A 25,008-nucleotide genomic window follows, 5' to 3' on the forward strand; every position below is an offset into this window, starting at 1 on the left:
GCCCTCCGGATTTAGCAGGGACTGGGCTATAATTCAGGCTGATCGTTACAAAACGCAGGTTTGCCTCCTTGATGCCACAGATTAGCCTGCCACGCCTGATTACCGCGCTGCTCCTGGTCGTACTGATGCCCGTATTGGCTCATGGTGCATCGCAGCCGGTAACCGAAGGCTGGGAGTACCGCTGGGGTGATTCGCCCTTCAACGACGATGGTATTCCGGAGTGGGTGTTGCAGGATGCACCTGAAAAATGGAACAGCATTGGTTTCCCCTCCAATCCACCCGGTCGTGAAGGACGTGAAAACGTCTGGTTCCGGGTAACCCTTCCTGCCGGCGAGTGGCAGGAGCCTGTCCTCTACATCTTCAGTGTCGATCTGATCGTTCAGGTTTGGGTAGAGGGCGAGAAAATCTACCAGTACGGGGAGTTTGATGCCCAGGGCAGGGGCAGGTTTGAAGGCTGGCCCTGGCATGAAATCGTCCTGCCCGAGAACTACGAAGGCAAGCCGGTGTATTTCCGGATCTTCTCCAACTACACGGATATCGGTCTGTGGGGTGAGGTCTCCATCATGGACCACCCGGATCTGGTGTTGTATATCCTCAAGAATTCCCTGGAAGCCCTGGTGATTGCAGGCTTTGCCACCCTGATTGCGCTGCTTTCGATCATTTTTGCGTTACTGCAGGCAGAAAAGAAAACCTTTGCGACTATCTCACTGTTCACACTGGCTTCCGCCCTGATGCTGGTCTCGGAAAGCCAGGCCAGTCTGCTGATTGCCTACCAGCCGTTGATGTGGGATTACCTGGCCGCCGGTTCCTATTACATGCTGCCGGTGGCCCTGGCACTGCTGCTTGAGCAATGGCTGACCAATCATCGCCCCTGGGTGATCAACCTGATCTGGAAAGTCCATCTTGTATACCTGGTGGGGGCATTGCTCGGCGCGCTGGCGGGCGTGTTTGACCTCTCCTCCACCTTCCCGCCCTTCGATGCCCTGTTTCTTGCCTCTCTGGTTATCATTTTTGCCGTGGTGCTGCGTCGTATTCGTCGGATGTTGCGGGAGCAACAGGTTCTGCTGCTGGCATTCGGCTTTTTTTGTGTGCTGCTGATTGTGGATATGGCGGTGGCTCATGGCGTGCTTCCCTGGGGACGGGTTCCGGTGAGTTGGGGTATGCTCCTGTTTTCTCTGGCCGTCGTGGTCATCTCGCTTTGGCACTATGCGGGTACCCAGGAGGCCCTCAAGCGATTGAACGTGTCACTGGAAGAAAAGGTTGCCGAGCGTACTGCCAAGGCCGAGGCCCTGGCCCGCCGAGAGCAGGCGCGGGTTCGCATGCTGACCTTCGAAAACGAGAAGAACCGGATTCTTGGCGATGTGATAACCGAGCTCCAGGACTGTCTGGGCCTCAAGCAAGCTTTTGGCCTGCTTGTTCGGGTTTTTCCTGACATTTGCAGCCCCCTGAAAGGCGCCTTTTATCAACGGGGCTCGGGCGATCGGTATGATCGGGTGGCCGTGTGGGGGTTCAGCCGCCCGGTTCCCCTGCCTGTGTTGCTGGATGCACGCAAGGGCCTCCCGGAACCCTCCAGACTGCCGGAACTGCAACAGTGGCCCGTCCCGGCGGGGGGCGGTAAAGAGTCAGCAAGAGCCACTTTGACCTTCTGGGTGAATGTCGAGTCGGCCAGTGCGGGCAACGTGACCGAGGGCATCCTCCTGCTGGAGGAAGATGGCGTTTTTGAAAGGGCCGAGAGCGAGTATGGTTCTGCCCGCCTGTTCGCGGCGCTGGAGCAGGCAATCCAGAGGATCAGTATCACCTTGTCCAGTATTGCTCTGCGGGAAGAGCTTCAGAAGTTTTCCTACGAGGATGCGCTCACCGGACTCAAGAACCGCCGTTACTTTGATCAGCTTTTCGAGCATGAGAGCGCCGTCGCGCATCGTAACGACTTGCCGCTATCACTCCTCATTGTCGATATCGATCATTTCAAGCAGTTCAACGATACCCACGGCCATGAGGCAGGAGACGAGGCTCTGAAGATCGTGGCGGGCATACTTCAGAAGCAGTTCCGGGAGAGTGATATTGTTTGTCGGTATGGTGGAGAGGAGTTTGTGGTTGTTATGCCGGGGGCGACATCCGAAGCTGCCAGGGACAAGGCGGACCAGCTTTGTGAAGCGGTCCGGGAGGTGCCTATCGTCCATCGGGAACTGGATCTCGGCGCATTAACGGTCTCTGTAGGTGTTGCCAGCTGGCCGGACCACAGTGAAAAACCGTCACAGATTCTGACCCTGGCCGACAAGGCGCTCTACCGCGCCAAGGCCGCCGGCCGAAATCGGGTCGAAGTCTCAGGTTAAACGGTTATACCACCAGAACCGGGCATTTGGCATTGGAAGCCACCCGGTGGGAAACACTGCCGAGGAACATGCCATCCTTGTCACTGTTGGTGCCTTTGGTACCGACAACAATCAGATCCGCTTCCTTGTCCTGGGCAAACTTGACGATTACCTTCGACGGCTTTCCTGCTTTGACAAAGCCCCGGACCTTGGTCGCACCATGCTCTTTTGCCAGTTCCTTCGCGTGATTGACGACTTCCTTGGCGTATTCCGACAGCACCTTGTCAGGAATATCCATGTCGGAAGGCCGCCCAATGGAGAGGGAGGCTTCGAACAGGCTGTGGTGTTTGTATACGCAGATAATATAGATCTCGGCGTCAGGAATAAGCTTTTGAAGATCAATGGCTTTGTCCAGCGCCCTGAGTGAAGTCTTGGAGCCGTCCACCGCGACCAGGATTTTCTTAAACATGATTTTCTCCCTCAAACTCCGGTCGGTTCATCAATCTCTGAAGGCCACGTCACGCAAGAACAGGGCGATGTCCGGGAAGGCAATGATCAGCCCCGCTGCGGCGACCAGCATAAAGATGAATGGCGGTGTGCCTCTTATCACTTCCCAATACGGGCGCTTGAAAATTGCTATCGCCGTGAATATGTCACAACCGAATGGCGGTGTGGCGGAGCCGATGGCTACCTGCAGTGTGATCAACACACCAACAAGAACCGGGTCCAGGCCGGTGGATGCGATTGCCGGAGCAAAGATCGGTGTCAGTACCAGAATGACCACAATCGGATCGACAAACATGCAGGCAATGAAGAACGAGATGCAGATTGCGATCAGTACACCGACCGGACCGGCCTCGTTAACCCCGACCGCTTCAAGGATAGTCTGGGGGATTTGGGCAAAAGAAATAATCCAGGAGAAGCCGTTGCCAACTGCCACCAGGATAAACACGACAGCGGTGATCAGGCCGGTGGATTTGGCGATCTTGTATATGTCATTCAGTTTCAGCGACCGGAAGACAACGAACTCAAGCAGGAACGCATACAGTACGCAGACGGCGGCCGCTTCGGTCGGGCTGAAGATGCCCCCGTAGATGCCGCCAACGATGATCACAGGAAACATCAATGGCCAGGAAGCATCTCGAACGGATAGGGCTCTCTGTTTCCAGGTAGCCTTCTCTTCCGTAGGCACTTTGTTCTTGTGGGCGTAAATCAGGCAGTAGATCGAAAACATGAACAGAATCATGATGCCCGGGCCGATACCGGCGATAAATAGCTCGGCGATGGAGGTTTCGGAGATAACCCCGTAGATAATCATCCCGATGCTGGGCGGGATCAGGAAGGCAATATCGCTGGCGTTGATAATCAGTGCCAGTGTGAAGGGATCGGAGTAGCCGGCCTTCAGCATCTTCGGACGCAACGGTGAACCTACGGCGACGACTGTCGCCTGGGTCGAGCCGGACACGGCGCCGAACAGGGTGCAGGAAGTGGCGGTACTGATCGCCAGGCCACCCTTAACGTGGCCGATGAAGGCCATCACCATATTAATCAGCCGGTCCGCCGACTGGCCCCGGGTCATGATGTCCGCAGCAAGAATAAACATGGGAACGGCAATGAGCGAGGCAGGCCGTATGCCGCCCATCATCTGCTGAACAAATGTGCCCATCTGGCTGAAGCCGTCAAACATCATTACAAAGCCGACCACCGCGCCGGTGATCAGCGGTACCATCATCGGGAAGCCCAGCAGCAGCAACCCGATCATGACCAACATCATTATAGTTGCCATGATTTCCTATCCTTCCTTAACGTCAGCTGCAGGGTTCATACTTCCGATTCGGTATCGGCGTAGCCGTCCACCACTCCGGTCGAGAGGTACACGTCCTTGCTGGTGAGGTTCTTGATGGCGGTCAGAAAGTACTGGATGCCGGTAATGGCAAAGCCGACCGGGGCCCAGATGTAAATCCACCAGATCTCGAAACCAAGTGCCGGCAGGATGCGACCGCGACTGTATAGGGTCTGGACGTATTCGAAGGAGTAGTAACACAGAAAGAACATAACCACGGAGGTGAACAAGGCGATGAAAATCATCAGCACTTTTCGCCCCTTTGGTGGAACAGCATCGTAAATTGCAGACATGCGTATGTGACGCCCGTGCCGGGCAGCGTAGCCTATGCCTGCGAAGGTGATCAGTATGATCAATATTCGGTTGATCTCGCCGGAGAAGAAAAAACCTTCGCCAAATACGAAGCGGGCAATAACATTCGCGCAGGTGTTGAGAGCCATGAGAATCACGCCCATCGCGAGCATGATGGCTTCTACCTTGGCAATGATTTCGTCGATAGTGCCCAGGAACCCGGGCAGGCCGGACTCGTAGGTTCCGGTATCGTCCAGTACTTCTTCCAGTTCCGGGGTTTCCGGGGTGTTCTCGGACATGGGGTGTGCTCCAGAACATGTCTTACCCCGCCGTTGAGCTTCCCGGCGGGGCAGAGTTTATGCAGATTCCTGCCAGCAGGGGCAGGAATCTGTCTTCCCAGGTTCAGTTGTTCTGAACTTCTTTCAAGTCTTCCTTGAACTGGTTCAGCAGCTCTTTACCGCGCTCGCCAGTCATTTCGATAAACTTCTCTTCCACCTGAGGCGCGCGGGCCTTGAAGGCTTCGATCTGTTCGTCGTTCAGGCGGGTGACCGTTACTTCATCGCTCGCTTCCTGAATCTTGGCCAGAGCTTCATCGGCCAGACCATCGATGTGAACAATGATTTCCTCAAAAGCGTAGTCCGCAGCATCGCGAACAAGCTTCTTGTCTTCGTCGGACAGGCCGTTGTAGAAATCCTGGTTGGCCATCATGGCCGTGGTGAACCAGCCATGGCTGGTGAAGACCAGGTTCGGAGACACTTCGTACAGACCGCCGGATTCGATCCAGAAAATGGGGTTTTCCTGACCTTGGATCATGTTGGTCTGCAGGGCGCCGTAAACTTCACCCCAGGGCAGCGGCGTAGGCGTTGCGCCAAAGGCGGAATAGGTCTCTGACAGCAGCGGGTTGGTCATAACCCGGATCTTCTTGTTGTTGAAGTCCTCAGGCTTGGTGACCTTCTCGTCCACGGTGACAACCATTTCCCCTTCCGGATACATCTTCAGAAGTTCCAGGCCTTTTTCGGAGTACAGCTCCGGGAAATCTTCGTTGATGGCTTCACTCTGACGGAAGAACTCGATAACCGTGTCCATCTCGGTCGGCATCAGGTACGGAATGAAGAAGATCTGGGCTTCCGGAATCAGGGAACCGGTAAAGCCGGGAGACTGGTTAACGAAGTTCAGGATGCCTGCCTGGGTCTGCTCCATGATGTCATCAGACTCACCCAGCTCACCAAAGCGATAGACTTGCAGGGTATGGTCGGAATTTTCCTCGATGTATTCCTTGAACTTGTATGCGAATACATCCTGTACGTCGCCTTCATACTCCTCGTGTGCGTAACGCCAGTTCGCGGCGTTCACGGAGTTTGCTGCGGTCATGGCCGCGAATGCGAACGCTGAAATTCCGGCCAGTTTCTTGAACTTACTCATGCTGCTCATCGGGTTTTCTCCGTTCGTTTTTTTGCTGAAATTTATTGTTACATTAATAAAGACTGGCAAAACAAAGCGGTTTTCGCAAGAAATTGGCAGGTCGGGTTATTCGGGGTAACTATCTGGAATAGCGGGAAACTGCCGGTTCAAAAGGGCTGGCAAACAATTGGACACATAAAAAGAGGCGACATACTTGCCGCCTCTTCTCGGGGATCAGCCACCTGGAACCCAGGTGTTGCACCAGCCATTGGCGTTGACCAGCACGTCGCTGAATTCCGGGTGACGGCATTTGCCCCAGCCATCGGACTCTTCCCCGGCCCAGAAAGCGCAGCCTTCGCACTTCTGACCTTCCTGGTATTTCGAATGGTCGCTGGTAGTGGCGTCATTCACGTAATCCAGGGCGTGCCCGTCTTCGGCTTTGGGCATTTCGGCGCGCGCTGCAGGCGAATGCGTTGCAAACCGGGCCAGGGGAACGGCAGCCACGCCGAGGGCTGCGGTACGCAGGAATACCCGACGGCTCTTATTGACATCGCTCATTGGTAACTCCTCTCTCATCATCTGTTTCTGTTTATCAAGGCCGGAGTGGACTGACTTTGAAACGCCAGAGTGCTGCTGCCGGCCAGCTTCCGGACACATTGTCCGTACAGCAGACACACTGTATCAATGATGTTCGAGGTGAATCCCTACCTGGATGACTCTGATCAAATTACGGTCGTGTAAGGCCGGCTCTTGTCAGGAAGGCCCGGAACTCCTCAATCACCCGGTCCAGGCTGCTCTCGAGTCTGTGGCCGTCAGCAAGCGCCAGAACCGGCAGGGACTGTTCGCGGGCCAGGGTGATCACCGGCATTGCCGGTACCACATCGTCATGCCAGCCATGAATAATCTGAACCTGTGTTGCCCTGATCACAGGGCTGGACTGTGGGTAGCGAGGCAGGGCAAGCGCCGGGGCCAACAGGAAGCAGCCAAGTACAGGGGTCTCTGAGCTGGTCTGGGCGCACACCCACCCTCCCATACTGGAGCCGGCCAGAATCGTTTTCTCGGGCCTGGCACCGGCATGGGTCATTGCATCGCGCATTTGGGCCAGGCGTGTTGCCGGGTCCTTGCTGCTGCGATGGTCGACGGCATGGGCCTGGACGTTCAGGAAGGTCTCGGCTTCGGCCTTCATGGCCTGGATCTTGGTACTGCCCGGTCCACTTTCCAGTCCGTGAGAGAGAAAGATATGGGTTGTGGCGTCAGTCATCGGTGTTGTTGCTCCGGAGTTGTCCTCTGCATCTGACCGGATGATGGGCAGCCTGGCCCGTTCTGTCCAGCGCTGAGGCTGAGCCACAGGTCTGGTTCCGGCGTATAGTATCGACAACATTGAACACGGAAGCGGAAGCTATGAAAGGTCTTAAGCGAGTTCTGATGATATCGGCCCTCGTCGCCGGTCTGGCGAGCGCCCCTGTTGCGCTGGCACAGAGTTGCCCCGCGTTTCTTGACCACGAGCAGCGTAAGCTGCACTCCAGTGAGACGGTTAACCTGTGCGATCTTGCTGCGGGCAAGCCCCTCTTGGTGGTCAATACGGCAAGTCGTTGTGGATTCACGGGCCAGTTCGAAGGGCTGGAGGCGTTGCATAAGCGTTACGCCGATGATGGATTGGTGGTCGTCGGATTTGCCAGTGACGACTTCCGACAGGAGGCGGATTCGGAGGAGGAGGCTGCTACGGTTTGTTTCAAGAACTTCGGGGTAACCTTCACGATGATCGCACCCGGAGCCGTCACTGGTGGTGATGCCAATCCGGTCTTCCGGGAAATCAATGAGCAGAGTCAGCCGCCACGATGGAATTTCACCAAGTACGTTATCGATCGTGAGGGGAAGGTGGTGCAGTCATTCCCGAGCAGGGTGCGTCCGGACGACCGGGAACTGATCCGGACGGTGGAGTCTGTGCTCTAGCCGTGAGGCTCAGGCCTTTCTGGTGTCTGCGAGAATGTCGAGGGCGTGCTGACGTTTAGCCGGATCATAAATGTCCACTGTGAACATCAGCTCGTCCACTTCAACTGTCGACAGAAGCTCTCTCAGCTGCTGGCTGATTGCTTTGGCATCGCCCAGTAACTGAAGCCCCAGGAAATCCTTGACGCTGGCCTTTTCGCCAGCATTCCACAGGCCGTCCATGGATGCTACCGGTGGTTTCATCCAGAGGGGCTGTCCCCTGAACAGCGCAAGAATGCGCTGATAACTGGTGGTTGCCAGGTGTTGCGCTTCTTCCATCGAGTCTGCGGGAACCGCAGGAACCGCGAGAATGGCGTAAGGCTGGTCAAGCTGATCCGAGGGCTGAAAGTTATCGCGATACACCCGAAGGGCTTCCCGGTAAAGACGGGGAGCAAAATGCCCCGCAAAGGCATAGGGCAGGCCGCGCATGGCAGCAAGCTGGGCGCTGTACAGGCTTGAACCCAGCAACCAGATGGGGACCCTGGTCCCAGCGCCGGGTATCGCCTTCACTGGCTGGCCTGGCTTCAGAGGGCCCAGCAGTGATTGCAACCGGGCGACATCCTCCGGAAACTGCTCCGCGCCCAGGCCATCCCTTCTTAAAGCCCGGGCAGTCACCGGATCGGTGCCGGGCGCCCGCCCCAATCCAAGGTCAATCCGCCCGGGATACAGGCTTTCCAGGGTGCCAAACTGCTCGGCGATCACCAATGGCGGGTGGTTTGGCAGCATGACACCCCCGGAACCGACCCGGATAGTTTCGGTCTTCCCCGCAATATGCCCGATCAGTACCGATGTGGCGGAGCTACTGATGCCTTCCATGTTGTGGTGCTCGGCCAACCAGAACCGTTTGAACCCGAGCTTTTCCGCCCGTTGAGCGTAGGCCACGCTGTTAGCCAGCGTGGTGCCTACGGAGTCGCCTTCGCGGACGGAGGCCAGTTCGAGCAGTGAGTAATCAGGACAGTCAGGCATGGGGCTCCCGTTGGAGAAGTGATTTCACGAGAGTGCAACGATGGCGCCGGATGGCGGGTGTTTCAAGATTAGCGGGTAAATGAGGAAAAGAAAATCCGGCGCCGGTCGCCGGATTTTCTTTGTGATCGGGTGACGATCAGTTGGCGGGAGCAATATAGGACTGGGTTGAGTACTCCCCAATCGCAGGCTTGCTCAAGGTGCCCCGCTCAACAACGTAATCCACGAATGACTGGGCGTAGTCGAGGAAGGTGTCGACTGCGCGACCATCGTCCGAGACAGTTCCGAAGGTGATGTAACCATCGCGCCCGCCAGCGGTAAAGCTGTTGGTCACGACGTTCAGGGTTTCAGTGTCATCCAGTGGGCGCCATTGGGTTTCGTCGCGAGATTTCACCTCAATGTTGAACAGGCGCTCGCCAATTGCACGGGTCATATCAACGTCCCAGCGCAGGCCGGCCGCATAGGGGTATGCGCCTGAAGAGCCGTCCGGGGCGTGGGCGAAATTCACGGCTTCGTTCAGCACCTGGCGGATCTCCTCACCGGTCATGGTCAGATCAACCAGAGTGTTGGCGAAGGGCAGGAGTGTGTAGGCGTCACCGATGGTGATGTTTCCGGCGGCAATATCGGTGCGAACGCCGCCAGCATTCTGGATCGAGACGTCTGCGTTCTTGCTGAGGAAGAGGAATGCCTGGGCCACAAGGTTGGCAATGTCGCCGCCATTGGTGCTGGTGTCAACGCAGCTGGGCAGGTTGCTGAGGCCCTGGCCCGGGATGCGTTCGAGGCACAAGTCTTCAGTGGCGGTGCCGACCACCTCATTGCGGAAGTTGTCGAGTTGATTTGTATAGTAAGCCAGTATCTGTGCTGACGTGGTATCAGGCTGTACAATACTCAACTGAGGGTCCGCGGCAACAGCATCCAGGATGGCCTGAGCCTCGGAGCCTTCCGGAGTGTAGTCATCGCCATTGGTATCCTCGCGGACAATCGTATCGCCCAGAAGCAGGTGGGGCGTGCCGGAGCAGGACTCAACAGTGCCATCTGCGTTCCAGGTTACGTTCAACTCGCCCACCACTCGCGAATACTGCCAGGCCTGGGCGACACAGACTTTGTCGCCATCGGCGTTGGTGCGCTCGGTCGGGTAGGGGCCGCCAGCAGTCAGGCCGTAATCGGCGAAATCACCCAGCAGGGTGTGCGAGTCGCCGCCAATGATGACATCGACGCCGGTCAGGTTCTCTGCCAGAACCAGATCATTGCTGTACTGGTAATGAGTCAGGAGAATGATCTTGTTGACGCCGGCAGCTTCCAGTTCGTCGATCATGGTCTGGGCAGTTTCAGTTTCGTCCAGAAACTCGGTGGTATCTGCTGGGCTGGAGCTGTTGCGGGTCTTGTTGGCGATGTCGATGCCGATAATGCCCACCTTCTCACCATCCATTTCCTTGATGATGTAGGGCTGGATGTAATCGCCTTCGGCAAACGGAGCCAGCGGTGTACCGACCTGGGGCTTTACGTTGGCAGCCAGAACAGGGGTGTTACAGCCGCCGCTGTCCAACAGGTCCAGGAATTTTTTGAGTCCTTCGTCGCCACGGTCGAATTCGTGATTGCCAAGGGCGAAGGCATCGAAACACACCTGGTTCATCAGTTCAGCATCGGCCTCGCCCTCGAACGACGTAAAGTACAGGGTGCCGGTGATGGCGTCCCCGGCGTGCAGCTTGAGAACGTTGTCCAGCTCGGCTTCGCGTTCCGCAATTTTGGCAGAAACCCTCGGGAAGCCGCCGGCGGAGAATTCTGTCTCCTGGCCGGCAATGGTCAGGGCCTGTGATCCTTCTTCCACGTTCGAGTGGTGGTCGTTGATATGAAGGATGTTCATGGTGAAAGCGGCGTTTTCCGGGCCGCTGGAGTTGTCGTTATCACTGTTGCAACCCACGAGTACGACAACAGGGATGGCTAGCCAGGCTGTTTTACGGAACATGTCCTTACTCCTTTTTGAATTATCCCGAGAAGCGTCGCTGACTTTGATTGCAACCCTGTGATGGTTTTGTTTCCAAGAGAAGAACGAAGGGGATGTGAGTTGTAGAAAGGCTGAGGTGGGGCCTACAGATCGATTACAATCGGCGGATTCAGCGGTTGAAAGCGTCCGGTGCAGGTGCTGGCATTCACAAAAAGGCTGTTGCCAATCTGAGCCTGGCCGTAACCCTCATGGATGTGACCGAAGATGTGAAGCTTCAGTGAAAGCCTGGCTATCCGTTCTGCGAGTGCTTCACAGCCGGGACGCACGATGCCGGTAGGTGAATCGATCATGTCCAGAATGTTCGCCGGAGGACCGTGGGTGATCAATACGTCGGTGTCCTCGGGAATGCGGGCCCAGCGTTCGGCAATGGCGTCGCCCCGCTCGAGGTTGAATGCCCAGTTGAAGAACACGGGGGTCCAGGGGCTGCCCCAGAATGTGAGACCTTCCAGTTCCAGCGGGCTGTCCTGCAGGTAATGGGCGTGGCGAACCAGCTCCCGGGCTTCGGCGGGCTCGTCCTGGAAGCACCAGTCGTGGTTACCGGCAATCAGGATCTTGTTCCGGTGGGGCAGTTCGGAGAACCACAAGTCCAGATCCTCCAGCTCGTCCAGGGTGCCGACACCCAGGCTGTCGCCGGCGTGGATAAGCAGGTCCCCCTCCGGTACCTGGATCTGGCGGTGCATGCTGTGGGTGTCGGAAATGCAGACAATTCTCATGGTGTTGGCGGTTCCGCTGTGTGGCATACGCGCATTCTTGTTGGTTCTAAGATAGCATTTACCGCCCGTTCAGCCTTCATGCTTTTCGAGTGATGCCATGCGACTGATTCTGAGCCGAAAGGGATTCGATTCTTCCGCCGGCGGTTGCCCCAGCCCGGTTCTACCCGATGACTCCCTGTGTGTTTTACCCATTCCAGATCCCCAGTCCCGAATCCGCTATGACGAGGTCCGCTTCGAAGAACGCAGGCTGGGCAAGATCGCCCGGGATCTTACCGGCGGCCGAATTCGCGGGGGGTATGGCGCCCACCTGGACCCGGATCTGGTGGCTGATGCCTACCCGCGACAAGAGGGCTGGCGGCCGGTTTTGGGGCAGACCGGTTCAGCCCAGGGGCATTTGCGCAATCAGGGCGTTGAGCCTGGCGATCTGTTCCTGTTCTTCGGAGTTTTTCGCCGCGCTGAGCTGCATAACCGGCGCTGGCGGTTTGTGCCCGGATCACGACCGTTTCATGCCCTGTGGGGCTGGCTGCATATTGGCCGGATCCACACCATTGATGAGCTGGCGCCGGGCAGCTTGCCCTGGGCCCGTTACCATCCCCATTTTCATCGCCAGCCGGACGTTGGCAACACGCTGTACGAATCTTCCCAGACCTGCCAGCTGCTGACCGGGCCGGAGGTCTTTCCCGGCAGCGGTGTGTTTCCGGAATGTCGGGATGAGTTGATCCTGACCGATCCGCAAAGCCGGCTGCCCACCCAATGGCGTCTGCCCGCCGCGTTTTATCCGGGCGACGACCGCCCGCCCCTGAGCTATCACACCAAACCGGACCGTTGGTATCTGAAGCCGCCTTGGTGTTATCTGATCTGTGCCGCCCGGGGGCAGGAATTCGTGCTGGATCTGGACGCCTATCCTGAGCTGACTGACTGGCTCGCGGGGTTGCTCAGAACTGGCCGTGGCAGCGGTTCAGAATCCGGCAGTTGATCTGTCTGGGTGATATTCGCCTAAGATAAAAGAACAACGGTCTCAGGGAGAGGGCAATGTATCGGTACAGTCTGGGTGACCGGCGATGGCAGTTCGCAACGCTGGCGGAGTTGATGGCCAAGGCCACGCCTGCGCGCTCCGGTGATCGCCTGGCGGGTGTCATCGCGCACACCGCCGAGGAGCGGGTGGTCGCCCAGATGGCCCTGGCGGATCTGCCCCTGAAGACTTTTCTGAACGAAGCGCTCATCCCTTACGAGCAGGATGAAGTCACCCGCCTGATCCTGGATGACCATGATCCCGGGGCGTTCGAGCCCGTTTCCCATCTTACTGTCGGTGATTTCCGTAACTGGCTGCTCAGCGACCATGCCACGCCAGATATGCTCGCCAGCGTCCGTGCCGGGATTACCCCGGAAATGGTTGCGGCTGTGTCCAAGATCATGCGCAATCAGGACCTGATACTGGTGGCGGCCAAATGCCGGGTTCAGACTGCATTTCGCAGCACCATAGGCCTGCCTGGCCGTATGTCGACCCGGCTTCAGCCCAATCATCCGACGGATGACATTACCGGCATTGCCGCCAGTATTCTGGACGGCTTGCTTTACGGCAGTGGCGACGCCGTTATCGGGATCAACCCCGCTACGGACAACGTGGCCCAGAGTATCCGGTTGTTGCACCTGATGGACGAGGTTATTCGAAAATACGATATCCCGACCCAGTCCTGTGTGCTGACCCATGTGACCAATACCCTGGAAGCCATCGAACAGAAGGCGCCGGTGGACCTGGTGTTCCAGTCCATTGGCGGTACAGAGGCCACTAACCGCAGTTTCGGGTTTGATCTGACTACTCTGGCCGAGGCCCGGGATGCGGCGCTTTCGCTCAACCGGGGCTCTGTTGGTAACAACGTGATGTATTTCGAGACCGGCCAGGGCAGTGCGCTGTCGGCCGATGCCCATCATGGTATTGATCAGCAGACCTGCGAAGCCCGGGCCTATGCCGTGGCCCGCAAGTTCGAGCCGCTTCTGGTAAATACGGTGGTCGGGTTTATTGGCCCGGAGTACCTGTTTGACGGCAAGGAAATCACCCGCGCCGGGCTGGAGGATCATTTTTGCGGCAAGTTGCTGGGCCTGCCCATGGGGTGTGATATCTGTTACACCAACCATGCCGAGGCGGACCAGAACGATATGGACAATCTGCTCACACTGCTGGGCGTGGCTGGCTGTAACTTCATCATGGGCATACCCGGCTCGGACGACATTATGCTGAACTACCAGACCACCTCGTTTCACGATGCCCTGTACCTGCGCCGGGTTCTGGACAAGCGACCGGCGCCGGAATTTGAGCAGTGGCTGACCAGGATGCAGATTTTCCGGGATGCCGAGGGCAAGGAGCCCGCAGATGCCTTGCCGGACGCCTTCCGGGAAAGCCTGGCCCGGTTACCGGAGGGCCAGAGCCATGACTGAGCGTAAGCCGGTCGTAACCGAGAATCCCTGGCGCCGGTTGTCGGCCTGGACGGATGCCCGTATAGGACTCGGCCGCGCGGGCGTGAGCTTGCCCACCCGGGAGATGCTGGCGTTTCAGCTGGCCCATGCCCAGGCCCGCGATGCGGTGCACCTGCCGCTGGACACGGATCGGCTGATGGCTGATCTGGAAGAACTGACCGGGAGCAGGAAAACGCTTTTACGACACGATCCGGTTCACCTGCACAGTCAGGCCTGCGACCGAATCACGTATCTTCAGCGCCCCGATCTTGGCCGCAGTCTCAGCCCCCAGTCCTGTGAGGAGCTGGATCGGCGGGGCCACACCGGCGCTTCACCCGTTGATTTGGCTCTGGTGGTTGCAGATGGCCTTTCGTCCTGCGGAGTTCAGGAGAACGCCATTGCTCTTCTGGAGGCACTGCTGACGGACATCGAAGCCGATGGTCAGTCGTGGGAACTGGCGCCGCTGGTTGTTGTCTCTCAGGGGAGGGTCGCCATCGGGGACGCCGTTGGCCATCGGCTCAACGCCCGCTGCGTGGTGGTGCTGATTGGCGAACGCCCCGGTCTGAGTTCGCCGGACAGTCTCGGGCTTTACCTGACCTGGCAACCCGGACCAGGGCTGACCGATGCCAGTCGAAACTGTATATCGAACATACGGCCAGCGGGGCTCTCTCCCGAAGAGGCAAGCAGGCGCCTGATGTATCTGCTCAGGGAGGCCCGGAACAAGAGAGTGTCCGGAGTTGCGCTCAAGGACCGGTCGGATCAAACGGTTATTGATCAGGGTATTGGCAACTTCCTGTTACGATGAGGCGTATCAGCAGAACAACATTCCGAAGGAGAAATCCCTTGCAGCAGAGCGCGTTTTACGAAAACGACACCACCCTCGCCCAATACCTGGAATTTCACTTTGGCGAACGGTGGCATGGCGAGGCCAACTTTCCCAAGGCTCTGGCGGATGCTGCCATGAGTGCGATGGATGGCCGGCCCCTTGAACGTGCGCTGGATATTGGCTGTGCCGTTGGCCGCACCAGTTTCGAACTGGCCCGGCACTTCCGGCATGTGGACGGCATCGATTTTTCCAACGCCTTCGTCAACAAGTGTCAGGAAGTGGCCCGTGACAAACGAGTGCGCTATGCCCGTCCAGAAGAGGGCGAGCTGGTGAGCTTTCAGGACCAGAGCCTCGCTTCCCTCGGGCTGGAGGAGGCCGCTGACCGTGTGGCGTTTCACCAGGGCGATGCCTGCGACCTGCAGTCACCGTTCACCGGGTATGATCTGGTGGTTGCAGGTAACCTGATCGACAGGCTGTACCAGCCATCGCTGTTCCTGACCAGCATTCACGAACGGATCAACGAGCTTGGGCTGCTGGTGATTGCTTCGCCCTATACCTGGTTGGAGGAGTACACGCCAAAGGAACATTGGGTTGGTGGTTTCAAAAAAGGCGGTGAGGATTTCTCGACGTTTGATGGTCTGAAAGAGATGCTGGCGCCCCATTTCCGCCTCCTGTTTGAGCCTCGCAGCCTGCCGTTTGTCATTCGGGAAACCCGGAACAAGTTCCAGCACAGCTTCTCCGAGCTGACGGTCTGGGAAAAAGTGAGTCAGTAGGGATGCAAAAGTTATGAGGATGGCCTGGCGGCTGTCATCAAACTGTCACCGGAAAAGCTTAGCCTGAGAACTCATCAGGACGACATGCATTGTGTTGTGCATCGTGTGAATGCTTTGACCGGGGACTTCCCCGGTTTTTTTATGCCTGGAGAAAAGGATCTGACAGGATGAGGACCATTGCGTTTTATAGCCTGAAGGGCGGCGTTGGTAAAACCGCTGCCGCCGTGAACATCGCCTATCTCGCGAGCCAGGCCGGGTATTCGACCCTGCTCTGGGACCTTGACCCCCAGGGCGCCTCCAGTTGGTATCTCGGGGGTGCTGACGAGGTTAAAGGGCACAAGCTGGCCCATTTGCTCAAGGGCAAAACGCCTATCGCCGAATTTATCCACGAAAGCGGCTATGACAACCTGGATTTCATCCCTTCCCACACCAGTTTTCGGAACCTGGATGTGAAGCTGGACCAGGAAGAAGACAGCAACCTGATCAAGCAGTGGTTGGCGCCGCTCTCCGAAGAAACCAGCCTGGTGGTGCTGGATTGTCCGCCTTCGCTGTCACGGCTGTCCGAGCAGGTGTTGAAAGCGGCAGACGAGGTGTTTGTGCCCGTGATTCCTACCTGGTTGTCCCTGAACAGCTGGAAGCAGTTGCTGGAGTTTGCCAGGGACAAGAAGCTGAAGCCGGGCAAGCTGCACCCCTTCTATTCCATGGCGGATCGTCGGAAAGGTCTGCATCGGGAACTGATCAATGCCCAGGATGAGATTTTGCCCAAAGGCCTGAAAACCATCATCCCCAACGCCAGTGTGGTAGAGAAAATGGGCGAGGAAGGCACCCCGGTGGAGTTACTTGCGCCCAGCTCTGTGGCGGCGGATGCTTACCGCCGGCTCTGGAAAGAGATCAATCGCCTGCTCTGACGCAGGAACGTCGGTTTTCAGGTTCGCGACAGTTTGTCCCGCCGCAAGGACCGTTCCAGTCGGCGATGGTTCTCGCTTCGTTCCGACAGCACCTTCTGAACGTACAGAATATGCTTGCCGGCCAGCTCCCGGGCATCGTCCGCACGGCTCTCCATAATGGCCTCAAAGAGCAAGCGGTGCTGCTCTACCAGGCCCTGCCGGGTTTCTGCCTCTCTCTGATACATGCCGCCAATGTTGGTGACCACATTGCTTTTGAGCATGTTGAAGAGGTTGCGAATGGTATGCAGGAGAATCACGTTGTGGCTGGCTTCGGCAATCGCAAGATGGAAGCGGGCATCGGCGGCGCCTTCTGCTTCGAGATCCCTGTCGGTATCCTTGCTGTAGCAGGCCTGAAGCGCCTCGTAGGCAGTTTTCAGGTGTGCCTTGTCCACTTCGGTGGCCCGCAATGCCGCGTAATAGGCACAATCTGCCTCCAGGGTGCGTCGGAATTCCAGAAGGTCCCGTTGCGCATCGGGTCGGTTCTCAAGCAGCGGGATCAACGGGTCGCTGAAGCTGCCCCCCAGGGATTCGGTCACGAAATTGCCACCACCCTGGCGGCTCACCAGCAGGCCCCGGGCGGTCAACCGTTGAATGGCCTCCCTCAAGGAGGGGCGGGACACGCCGAACTGCTCCGCCAACACCCGCTCGGGGGGCAGTCGTTCTCCCGGTTGGAGGGTGCCCTCCAGAATCATGGTTTCCAGCTGTTCAACGATTGTGTCTGCAAGTCTGCGGGGTGCGATCTGTCCGATGTCCATTGACGGCCTGTGTTTCTTTTCCGTTTTGAATTATTGGTCTTACCAATATCAGGATACATCTCCTTCTTCCTGTTTTTAAAGCAGACGGCTGAATCAATACGACTAATGTCGTAGTTTGTGCTTTTGACACCGGGATCCTGTCTCAAATACCTTAGTCAAATGAATTTGTAAATTGGTAATACCAATTATCCGAAACCCGTCAACCACTCCAACAATAAAAGTCAGGAGAGATTTATGTCGTCCGGTATTCTTGCCCTGCTGGCGTTTACCCCCATTCTCCTTGCCGGCATTCTGCTGATCGGTCTGCGCTGGCCCGCTCGCAGGGCCATGCCGGTGGTATTTCTGATTACCGCCTTCATTGGCTACGCCGGCTGGGATATGAGCCTGAACCGGATTCTGGCCTCGTCTCTGCAGGGGCTGGTGATCACCATCGGGCTGCTGTGGATCATCTTCGGCGCCATTCTGCTGCTGAATACCCTCAAGCATTCCGGCGGCATCGCCGCCATTCGCGCCGGTTTCACCAACATCAGCCCGGACCGCCGTGTTCAGGCGATTATCATCGTCTGGCTGTTTGGCTGCTTCATTGAGGGCGCCTCCGGTTTCGGAACGCCGGCAGCGATTGCCGCGCCATTGCTGGTTGCGGTGGGTTTTCCGGCCATGGCAGCGGTCATGCTTGGCATGATGGTGCAGAGTACGCCGGTATCTTTCGGCGCTGTTGGTACACCGATTGTCGTGGGCGTTACCACCGGGCTTGATCGCAATACGATCTCCGGACGGCTTGAGGAACTGGGCTCCAACTGGGACGCCTACCTGCAGCTGATTACCTCGGAAGTGGCCATCGTGCACGGGATCATCGGTGTTCTGATGCCCTTGTTCATGGTGATGATGATGACCCGTTTCTTCGGCCGTAACCGCAGCTGGCGTGAGGGTCTGGAAGTGCTGCCTTTTGCCCTGTTTGCGGGCCTTGCCTTTGTGATTCCCTATGTCATCACCGGCGTTGTGCTCGGGCCGGAATTTCCGTCTCTACTCGGTGGTCTTATCGGTCTTGCAATTGTGACTACCGCCGCGAGAAGAGGCTTCCTGATGCCGAAAACCAGCTGGGATTTCGCGGATCGCAAGGACTGGCCTTCGGAGTGGCTGGGCACCATCGAAATGAAACTGGAAGACCTGACCGCCAGGCCAATGAGCAGTTTCCGGGCCTGGCTGCCCTATGTGCTGGTTGGCGTTGTGCTGGTAATCAGCCGCACGGTGGCACCGGTCAAAGAGGCATTCACCTCGGTGGCGGTCAGCTTCTCCAGCATTCTCGGAGAAGCCGGTATAAGCGCCGGTGTCCAGCCCCTGTATCTGCCGGGCGGTATCCTGGTGATGGTGGTGCTTGCGACCTTCTTTATCCATCGCATGCAGGTGCGTGAACTGACTGCGGCCGTGAAAGAATCCAGCAGTGTGCTGCTCAGCGCTGGTTTTGTGCTGCTGTTTACCGTGCCTATGGTTCGGATACTCATTAACTCCGGCGTCAATCTATCGGATCTTCCCAGCATGCCGATCGCCATGGCCACCTGGGTGGCCGATGCGGTAGGGGGCATTTATCCTTTGCTGGCGCCGGCCGTTGGTGGCATGGGTGCGTTCCTGGCCGGTTCCAACACCGTCTCCAACATGATGTTCAGTCAGTTCCAGTTCGGTGTCGCGGAATCCCTCGGTCTCTCAACCGCTCTGATCGTTGCTGTCCAGGCCGTGGGTGCTGCCGCCGGCAATATGGTGGCGATCCACAACGTCGTCGCAGCCTCGGCCACGGTTGGGCTGCTGGGCCGGGAAGGCCAGACACTGCGCAAGACCATCTGGCCGACGCTGTATTACCTGTTGATGGCTGGACTGCTGGCCCTGATTGCGGCCTACGGCCTGGGCCTGACTGATCCATTGATGGGCGCGGGCTGACGCCGGCGCCGAGGCCTCCCGGAGGTACAGATTCATGAGCGAACTGTTTTACGATGCGGCCCCCAATGCTACCCGGGTCGCGCCCGAGCGAGACTCCGAACGACATTACCCGGAAAAGCCGGAGGCGGTCACCCTGTTCGGCACCTGCGTGGTCGATCTGTTTTTCCCGGAGGCGGGGCTGGACGCCATCCGCCTGCTGGAACGGGAGGGAGTTCGCGTGGATTTTCCCCAGGCGCAGAGTTGTTGCGGGCAGCCCGCCTGGACCTCCGGGTACCGGGAGGAAGCCAAAGCTGTGGCCCGTGCCCAGCTGGATATCCTGGACCGCTCCGGTCTGCCGGTGGTGGTGCCGTCCGGCTCCTGCGCTGGCATGTTCCGGCATCATTACCGGGCGCTGTTTGCCGATGAGCCAGGCACACTCAAGCGAGTGGAAGCGCTGGCCGAACGCACCTTCGAGCTGACCGAATTCCTGCTGAAAGTATGCCGGGTGCAGCTGGCAGACCGGGGCGCGGCCAGCAAGATCGCCCTGCACACCTCCTGCTCAGCGCGCCGGGAAATGAACACCCACCTTCATGCCCGCGAGCTTCTGCAGCAGCTTGAAGGGGTCGAGCGCGTCGATCACGACCATGAAAGCGAATGCTGCGGGTTCGGCGGCACCTTCTCGGTGCGGATGCCGGAAGTCTCAGGGGCCATGGTCAAAGACAAGACCCGCTCGCTGATGGACTCCGGTGCGGTGGAAATGGTCACCGCCGATGGCGGCTGCCTGATGAACATCAACGGTTCCCTGGAGAAACAGAAAGAGAGCTTCCGGGGTCGGCATCTGGCCAGTTTCCTATGGGAGCGGATCAATGGTGCCAGTGCAGGGGAGGTGGCATGAGCCAGCGTATTCCGGTTACTGAACTGACCCCGGATTTCCGGGGCCGGGCAGAAGAAGCCCTGGCAGACGGACAGCTGCGTAACAATTTCCGGGTGGCAATGGACTCGCTGATGACCAAGCGGGCCAACGCCTTTCCGGATGCGGACGAACGCGAAGGCCTCAGGGAGCTGGGTAACCGCATCAAGGCGGGCGCGCTGTCCCGTCTGCCGGACTTGCTGGAGCAGCTTGAACAGAAGCTCACTGAAAACGGCGTCAAGGTCCACTGGGCGGAGACCGTGGAGGAAGCCAACAACCTGGTGCACGGCATCATCGAAGCCCGCAAGGGCCGCCAGGTGGTGAAAGGCAAGTCCATGGTAAGCGAAGAGATGGAGATGAACGACTACCTGGCGGAGCAGGGCATTGAATGCCTGGAATCCGACATGGGTGAGTACATTGTCCAGCTCGATAACGAAAAGCCCTCCCATATCATCATGCCGGCGATCCACAAAAACGCCCGGCAGGTATCCAGGCTGTTCCACGACAAGTTGGGCGAGCCGGAAACCGAAGACGTCAATCAACTGATACAGATCGGTCGACGGACCCTGCGCCAGAAATTCATGGAAGCGGATGTCGGCGTTTCCGGGGTGAACTTTGCCATCGCCGAAACCGGAACCTTGTTGCTGGTGGAGAACGAGGGCAACGGCCGCATGAGCACCACGGTGCCACCGGTGCACATCGCAGTAACGGGCATCGAAAAGGTGGTTCCGAACCTGAGGGATGTGGTGCCACTGGTGTCCTTGCTGACCCGCTCGGCCCTGGGCCAGCCCATCACCACCTACGTGAACCTGATTTCCGGCCCCCGCAAGGCGGACGAACTGGACGGCCCGGAAGAGGTGCATCTGGTGCTTCTGGATAACGGTCGTACCGGCGCCTTCGCTGATGCCCAGATGCGCCAGACCCTGAACTGCATTCGCTGTGGCGCCTGTATGAACCATTGCCCGGTGTACACCCGAGTGGGTGGCCACACCTACGGCGAGGTCTATCCCGGCCCTATCGGTAAGATCATCACCCCGCATATGGCCGGCCTGGACAAAGTGCCGGACCATCCCAGCGCCTCCTCTCTTTGCGGGGCATGCGGTGAGGTATGCCCCGTCAAGATTCCGATCCCTGAGCTGCTTCAGCGTTTGCGCCAGGAGAACGTAAAGGATCCGGGGCAGACGCAACAGGTGAGGGGCGGAGGGGCCAAGTTCTCGCGAACGGAACGCTGGATCTGGCGCGGCTGGCAGATGCTCAATACCCGGCCGGGGCTGTATCGCAGCTTTCTCTGGGCCGCGACCCGCTTCCGGGCGCTGGCTCCGAAGAAGGTCGGCCCCTGGACCGCGAATCACAGCGCACCGGTGCCCGCCCGCCGGTCTCTGCATGACCTGGCGGCCGGGCATCTTGATCAGAACGGAGGGCGGCCATCATGAGCGCCCGCAGTAATATTCTTGGAAAACTGAGAAGCAGCCTTGCCGGCACAACGCCCCGTCCCGACGAGTTCGATGAGCGGCTGGTGACCCGGCCCTGGCGGTACGCGCCAGAAGAGCGGATTGCCCGGTTGCGCAGCCTGATGGAAGCCGTTCACACCGAAGTGCACCAGTGCCGTTCTGACGACTGGCCGGAATTGGTGGCCGGGCTGCTGAACAAACGCAATCTTACCAACCTGTTGTGCGCGCCAGCCAAGGAACATGGCCGGGCTCTGGAGGCTCACTTCGAGGCCAAGGAGCAGAAGGTCGAGTTACTGGCCTATGATCAGCCGGTGGAAGCCTGGAAAGAAGAGCTGTTCTGGAACGTGGATGCCAGCCTGACCGGCGCTCTTGGGGGTATTGCCGCCACCGGCACGCTGGTGCTCTGGCCGGATCGCCTTGAACCGCGGCTGATGAGCCTGGTGCCGCCGGTACACATTGCCCTGCTCAACGCCAGCGAGATTCATGACAATCTGTATGACATGATGGTGGCTCAGGACTGGTCGGCCGGGCTGCCCACAAACGTCTTGCTGGTGTCCGGCCCATCCAAGACCGCGGACATCGAACAGGTGCTGGCCTATGGCGCCCACGGCCCCCGTGAGCTCATAGTGCTGGTTCTGGAGGACGCATGACCTTTACTTCGGCGGTGCTGGCAGAGATCCGACAACGGATTCCGGAAAGCCGGGTTTTTGATGATCCGGTTTCCACCCTTGCGTTCGGAACGGACGCCAGTTTCTATCGGCTGATCCCAAAGGTGGTGGTGCGGGTTCAGGATGAGGCGGAGGTTGTCGGTCTTCTGGCCATCGCCCGCAACCACAAGGTGCCGGTGACTTTCCGGGCCGCCGGAACCAGCCTGTCTGGCCAGGCCATCAGCGACTCGATCCTGATTGTTCTGGGCGATCAGTGGAACGATCACGATATCCGTGACGAAGGCCGCCAAATTCGGCTGCAACCCGGTGTGATCGGCGCACAGGCCAACGCCTGGCTGGCGCCCAGGGGCTACAAGATCGGCCCGGATCCGGCGTCCATCAACGCCTGCAAGATCGGCGGCATTGTCGCCAACAACGCGAGCGGCATGTGTTGCGGCACCGCCCAGAACAGCTACCACACCCTGGCCGGTATGCGCCTGGTGCTGGCGGACGGCGCGGTGCTCGATACCGAGGCGCCGGCGAGCGTCTCGGCATTTCGCAACAGCCACGGTGATTTGTTGGCGGCCCTGAAAAAGCTGGCCATTAACACCCGGGAGAATCCGGAACTGGCGGAGCGCATTCGCCATAAATACCGGCTGAAAAATACCACGGGGTTGTCGTTGAATGCTCTGGTGGATTTTGAGGACCCGATCGATATTCTGATCCATCTGATGGTGGGCTCCGAAGGTACCCTGGGTTTTGTGAGCGCGGTGACCTACAACACGGTACCCGAGTATCCGGACAAGGCCACGGCCCTGCTGGTGTTCCGAAATGCGGAGAGCTGCTGTCGGGCGGCATCGGTGCTGCGGTCACAGCCGGTCGCGGCCGTGGAGCTGCTGGACCGGCGCAGCCTGCGCTCGGTTCAGGACAAGCCAGGCCTGCCGTCCTGGATTCATGATGTGTCGGAAGACGCCTGCGCGCTGCTGGTGGAGACTCGTGCGTCATCCCCGGAGATTCTGGATGAGCAACTGGCCCGAATCAGGCAGGCCCTCGCTGAGTTCCCTCTGGAGCAGCAGGTGGACTTTACCCGCGACGCCAGAGTGTCCGATCAGCTGTGGGCTATCCGTAAGGGCACTTTCCCCGCCGTGGGGGCAGTAAGACCAAACGGAACCACCGTGATCATCGAGGATGTGACCTTCCCCATTGATCAGCTATCCGAAGGCGTCACCCGCCTCCAGGCGCTGTTCGTGAAGCATGGCTATGACGACGCAATCATCTTTGGCCACGCCCTCGAGGGCAACCTGCACTTCGTGTTCCCCCAGGGTTTTGACGACCCCGCGGAAGTCGCCCGTTATGAAGCGTTCATGCAGGATGTGGCCCAGCTGGTGGCGGTGGAATTCGGCGGTTCTCTGAAGGCGGAGCACGGTACAGGCCGCAACATGGCGCCGTTCGTGGAACTGGAATGGGGCCATGATGCCTGGCAGTTGATGTGGCAGATCAAGCGGCTTCTGGACCCCGAAAACCTGCTCAATCCGGACGTGGTGCTCTCGGAGGATCCGCAGATTCATCTCAAAAATCTGAAGCCGCTGCCGGAAGCCGATCCGCTGGTGGACAAGTGCATTGAATGTGGCTTCTGTGAGCCGGTGTGTCCTTCGGAAGGGCTTACCCTGTCGCCCCGCCAACGCATCGTCATCTGGCGGGACATCCAGGCCCGCCGGCGTGCCGGTGAAGACACTGTCGAACTGGAAAAGGCGTATCAGTACCACGGTCTCGATACCTGTGCCGCGACCGGCCTCTGTGCCCAGCGCTGTCCGGTGGGTATCAATACCGGCGATCTGGTGCGCAAGCTGCGCAGCGAGAAGGCCACCGGCCATTCAGTAGCCAACCAGCTGGCACGGCACTTTGCCGGCGCACTCAAGGCGACCCGTTTTGTCCTGGCCGGCGCATCAATGGCTGAGAGACTGCTGGGTGCGCCACTGCTGACCCGTCTCAGTGGCGGTGTTCGCAAGGTGTCTGGTGGCCGGGTGGCCCAGTGGGATCCAAGCCTGCCCCAGCCGGTGCGTTTTGTTTCACCCGCGGCGCAGGATCCGTCCGATGGCCGGCCACGGGTGGTTTATCTGGCCGCCTGTGTGTCCCGAACCATGGGTCCGGCCCGGGGCGATAAGGTGCAGGAACCGCTGATACAGGTCACCCGGCGGCTTCTGGAGAAAGGCGGCTACCAGGTGGTGTATCCAGAGGCGTTGGACAGCCTGTGTTGTGGCCAGCCGTTTGCCTCCAAAGGCTATCCCGACCAGGCGGCGATCAAAAAAGACGAACTGATTGCGGCGCTGTTGCGGGCCAGCCGGAACGGCGTTGATCCGATCTACTGCGACACCAGCCCCTGCACCCTGCAGATCCGCGAGGCCGCCGAAGAAGCCGGTCTGACGCTGTTTGATCCGGTCCGGTTCATTCGTGATCATCTCTACGAGCGTCTGGATTTCGAGCCGGAGCAGACCCCGCTGGCGGTGCACGTCACCTGCAGTACCCAGCACCTTGGGGAGTCACAGGGACTGATCGATATCGCCCGGCGGTGCAGCACCCAGGTGGTGGTGCCCGAAGGCATCCACTGCTGCGGCTTCGCCGGGGACAAAGGCTTCGACGTGCCCGAGCTGAATGCCCATTCTCTGAAAACACTGGCAGAACAGACGGCCGGCTGTGAGGAAGGCATATCCACCAGCCGTACCTGCGAAATAGGACTGAGCCGGCATAGCGGTATCGACTACCACGGCCTGGTGTATCTGGTGGATCGGGTTACCAGGCCGAAAGCCGACGCCTAGT

At 58.7% G+C, this 25,008-nt stretch carries 22 protein-coding genes; 12 read left to right on the forward strand and 10 right to left on the reverse strand.

What is annotated here, in order from left to right; all coding sequences use genetic code 11:
• Positions 1–71: 71 nt before the first annotated feature.
• Complete coding sequence (locus ACESMK_RS02825; protein WP_372995059.1) at positions 72–2,333, forward strand: diguanylate cyclase; 2,262 nt, start codon at positions 72–74, stop codon at positions 2,331–2,333.
• Between the two features lie 4 nt (positions 2,334–2,337).
• Here the strand turns inward: ACESMK_RS02825 and ACESMK_RS02830 are convergent, their stop codons facing one another.
• From ACESMK_RS02830 to ACESMK_RS02855, 6 genes are all read right to left on the reverse strand, one after another.
• Positions 2,338–2,781 carry a universal stress protein gene (locus tag ACESMK_RS02830; protein WP_372995061.1) on the reverse strand — a complete coding sequence of 148 codons (444 nt, stop codon included), beginning with the start codon at positions 2,779–2,781 and terminating at the stop codon, positions 2,338–2,340.
• A 30-nt stretch (positions 2,782–2,811) separates the two neighbouring features.
• Positions 2,812–4,098 carry a TRAP transporter large permease gene (locus ACESMK_RS02835; RefSeq protein WP_372995063.1) on the reverse strand — a complete coding sequence of 429 codons (1,287 nt, stop codon included), beginning with the start codon at positions 4,096–4,098 and terminating at the stop codon, positions 2,812–2,814.
• A gap of 35 nt (positions 4,099–4,133) precedes the next feature.
• Positions 4,134–4,745: a TRAP transporter small permease gene (locus tag ACESMK_RS02840; protein WP_372995065.1), complete on the reverse strand. Its 612-nt coding sequence runs from the start codon at positions 4,743–4,745 to the stop codon at positions 4,134–4,136.
• Between the two features lie 103 nt (positions 4,746–4,848).
• Entirely contained in the window at positions 4,849–5,877 is a 1,029-nt protein-coding gene (gene dctP, locus ACESMK_RS02845) for a TRAP transporter substrate-binding protein DctP (RefSeq protein ID WP_372995067.1), read from the reverse strand.
• Between the two features lie 204 nt (positions 5,878–6,081).
• Positions 6,082–6,405, reverse strand: coding sequence for a high-potential iron-sulfur protein (locus tag ACESMK_RS02850; protein WP_372995069.1), 324 nt, complete (start codon positions 6,403–6,405; stop codon positions 6,082–6,084).
• Positions 6,406–6,574: 169 nt separating this feature from the next.
• Complete coding sequence (locus ACESMK_RS02855) at positions 6,575–7,108, reverse strand: YqiA/YcfP family alpha/beta fold hydrolase (protein ID WP_372995433.1); 534 nt, start codon at positions 7,106–7,108, stop codon at positions 6,575–6,577.
• A gap of 140 nt (positions 7,109–7,248) precedes the next feature.
• On the opposite strand from ACESMK_RS02855, the gene ACESMK_RS02860 reads away from it, so the two are divergent.
• Complete coding sequence (locus tag ACESMK_RS02860; protein WP_372995071.1) at positions 7,249–7,800, forward strand: glutathione peroxidase; 552 nt, start codon at positions 7,249–7,251, stop codon at positions 7,798–7,800.
• 9 nt (positions 7,801–7,809) lie between these two features.
• Here ACESMK_RS02860 and ACESMK_RS02865 read toward each other — a convergent pair whose 3' ends face one another.
• The 3 genes from ACESMK_RS02865 to ACESMK_RS02875 all read right to left on the reverse strand — a co-directional run bounded on the left by ACESMK_RS02865 (position 7,810) and on the right by ACESMK_RS02875 (position 11,544).
• Positions 7,810–8,802 (reverse strand): LLM class flavin-dependent oxidoreductase, encoded by a 993-nt coding sequence (locus ACESMK_RS02865; protein ID WP_372995073.1) that lies wholly within the window; start codon positions 8,800–8,802, stop codon positions 7,810–7,812.
• A 136-nt stretch (positions 8,803–8,938) separates the two neighbouring features.
• On the reverse strand, positions 8,939–10,765 hold the full coding sequence (nadN, locus tag ACESMK_RS02870; RefSeq protein ID WP_372995075.1) for an NAD nucleotidase: 1,827 nt from the start codon (positions 10,763–10,765) through the stop codon (positions 8,939–8,941).
• Between the two features lie 122 nt (positions 10,766–10,887).
• Positions 10,888–11,544 carry a metallophosphatase domain-containing protein gene (locus ACESMK_RS02875; RefSeq protein WP_372995077.1) on the reverse strand — a complete coding sequence of 219 codons (657 nt, stop codon included), beginning with the start codon at positions 11,542–11,544 and terminating at the stop codon, positions 10,888–10,890.
• A gap of 70 nt (positions 11,545–11,614) precedes the next feature.
• On the opposite strand from ACESMK_RS02875, the gene ACESMK_RS02880 reads away from it, so the two are divergent.
• The 5 genes from ACESMK_RS02880 to ACESMK_RS02900 all read left to right on the forward strand — a co-directional run bounded on the left by ACESMK_RS02880 (position 11,615) and on the right by ACESMK_RS02900 (position 16,478).
• A complete protein-coding gene (locus tag ACESMK_RS02880) occupies positions 11,615–12,493 on the forward strand; it encodes a hypothetical protein (protein WP_372995079.1) in 879 nt (292 codons plus the stop codon).
• 56 nt (positions 12,494–12,549) lie between these two features.
• A complete protein-coding gene (locus ACESMK_RS02885; protein ID WP_372995081.1) occupies positions 12,550–13,953 on the forward strand; it encodes an ethanolamine ammonia-lyase subunit EutB in 1,404 nt (467 codons plus the stop codon).
• Entirely contained in the window at positions 13,946–14,776 is an 831-nt protein-coding gene (gene eutC / locus ACESMK_RS02890; protein WP_372995083.1) for an ethanolamine ammonia-lyase subunit EutC, read from the forward strand. Before ACESMK_RS02885 ends, eutC begins: the two co-directional genes overlap by 8 nt.
• Before the next feature lie 38 nt (positions 14,777–14,814).
• On the forward strand, positions 14,815–15,570 hold the full coding sequence (locus ACESMK_RS02895) for a putative 4-mercaptohistidine N1-methyltransferase (RefSeq protein ID WP_372995085.1): 756 nt from the start codon (positions 14,815–14,817) through the stop codon (positions 15,568–15,570).
• 167 nt (positions 15,571–15,737) lie between these two features.
• The gene (locus ACESMK_RS02900; RefSeq protein ID WP_372995087.1) at positions 15,738–16,478 is read left to right on the forward strand and encodes a ParA family protein; all 741 of its coding nucleotides are present in this window, start codon (positions 15,738–15,740) and stop codon (positions 16,476–16,478) included.
• A 17-nt stretch (positions 16,479–16,495) separates the two neighbouring features.
• On the opposite strand, the gene ACESMK_RS02905 is transcribed toward ACESMK_RS02900, so the two are convergent.
• Positions 16,496–17,272: a GntR family transcriptional regulator gene (locus ACESMK_RS02905; protein ID WP_372995089.1), complete on the reverse strand. Its 777-nt coding sequence runs from the start codon at positions 17,270–17,272 to the stop codon at positions 16,496–16,498.
• A gap of 234 nt (positions 17,273–17,506) precedes the next feature.
• On the opposite strand from ACESMK_RS02905, the gene ACESMK_RS02910 reads away from it, so the two are divergent.
• From ACESMK_RS02910 to ACESMK_RS02930, 5 genes are read left to right on the forward strand one after another with little or no spacing between them, the layout of a single operon-like run.
• Positions 17,507–19,204, forward strand: coding sequence for an L-lactate permease (locus ACESMK_RS02910; RefSeq protein ID WP_372995091.1), 1,698 nt, complete (start codon positions 17,507–17,509; stop codon positions 19,202–19,204).
• A gap of 34 nt (positions 19,205–19,238) precedes the next feature.
• Positions 19,239–20,078: a (Fe-S)-binding protein gene (locus ACESMK_RS02915; protein WP_372995093.1), complete on the forward strand. Its 840-nt coding sequence runs from the start codon at positions 19,239–19,241 to the stop codon at positions 20,076–20,078.
• Positions 20,075–21,526, forward strand: coding sequence for a LutB/LldF family L-lactate oxidation iron-sulfur protein (locus ACESMK_RS02920; protein WP_372995095.1), 1,452 nt, complete (start codon positions 20,075–20,077; stop codon positions 21,524–21,526). Before ACESMK_RS02915 ends, ACESMK_RS02920 begins: the two co-directional genes overlap by 4 nt.
• Complete coding sequence (locus ACESMK_RS02925) at positions 21,523–22,194, forward strand: lactate utilization protein C (RefSeq protein ID WP_372995097.1); 672 nt, start codon at positions 21,523–21,525, stop codon at positions 22,192–22,194. Before ACESMK_RS02920 ends, ACESMK_RS02925 begins: the two co-directional genes overlap by 4 nt.
• Positions 22,191–25,007, forward strand: coding sequence for an FAD-binding and (Fe-S)-binding domain-containing protein (locus ACESMK_RS02930; protein ID WP_372995099.1), 2,817 nt, complete (start codon positions 22,191–22,193; stop codon positions 25,005–25,007). Before ACESMK_RS02925 ends, ACESMK_RS02930 begins: the two co-directional genes overlap by 4 nt.
• Position 25,008: the final 1 nt, after the last annotated feature.

The organism is Marinobacter sp., from assembly GCF_041687235.1.
GTDB lineage: Bacteria > Pseudomonadota > Gammaproteobacteria > Pseudomonadales > Oleiphilaceae > Marinobacter.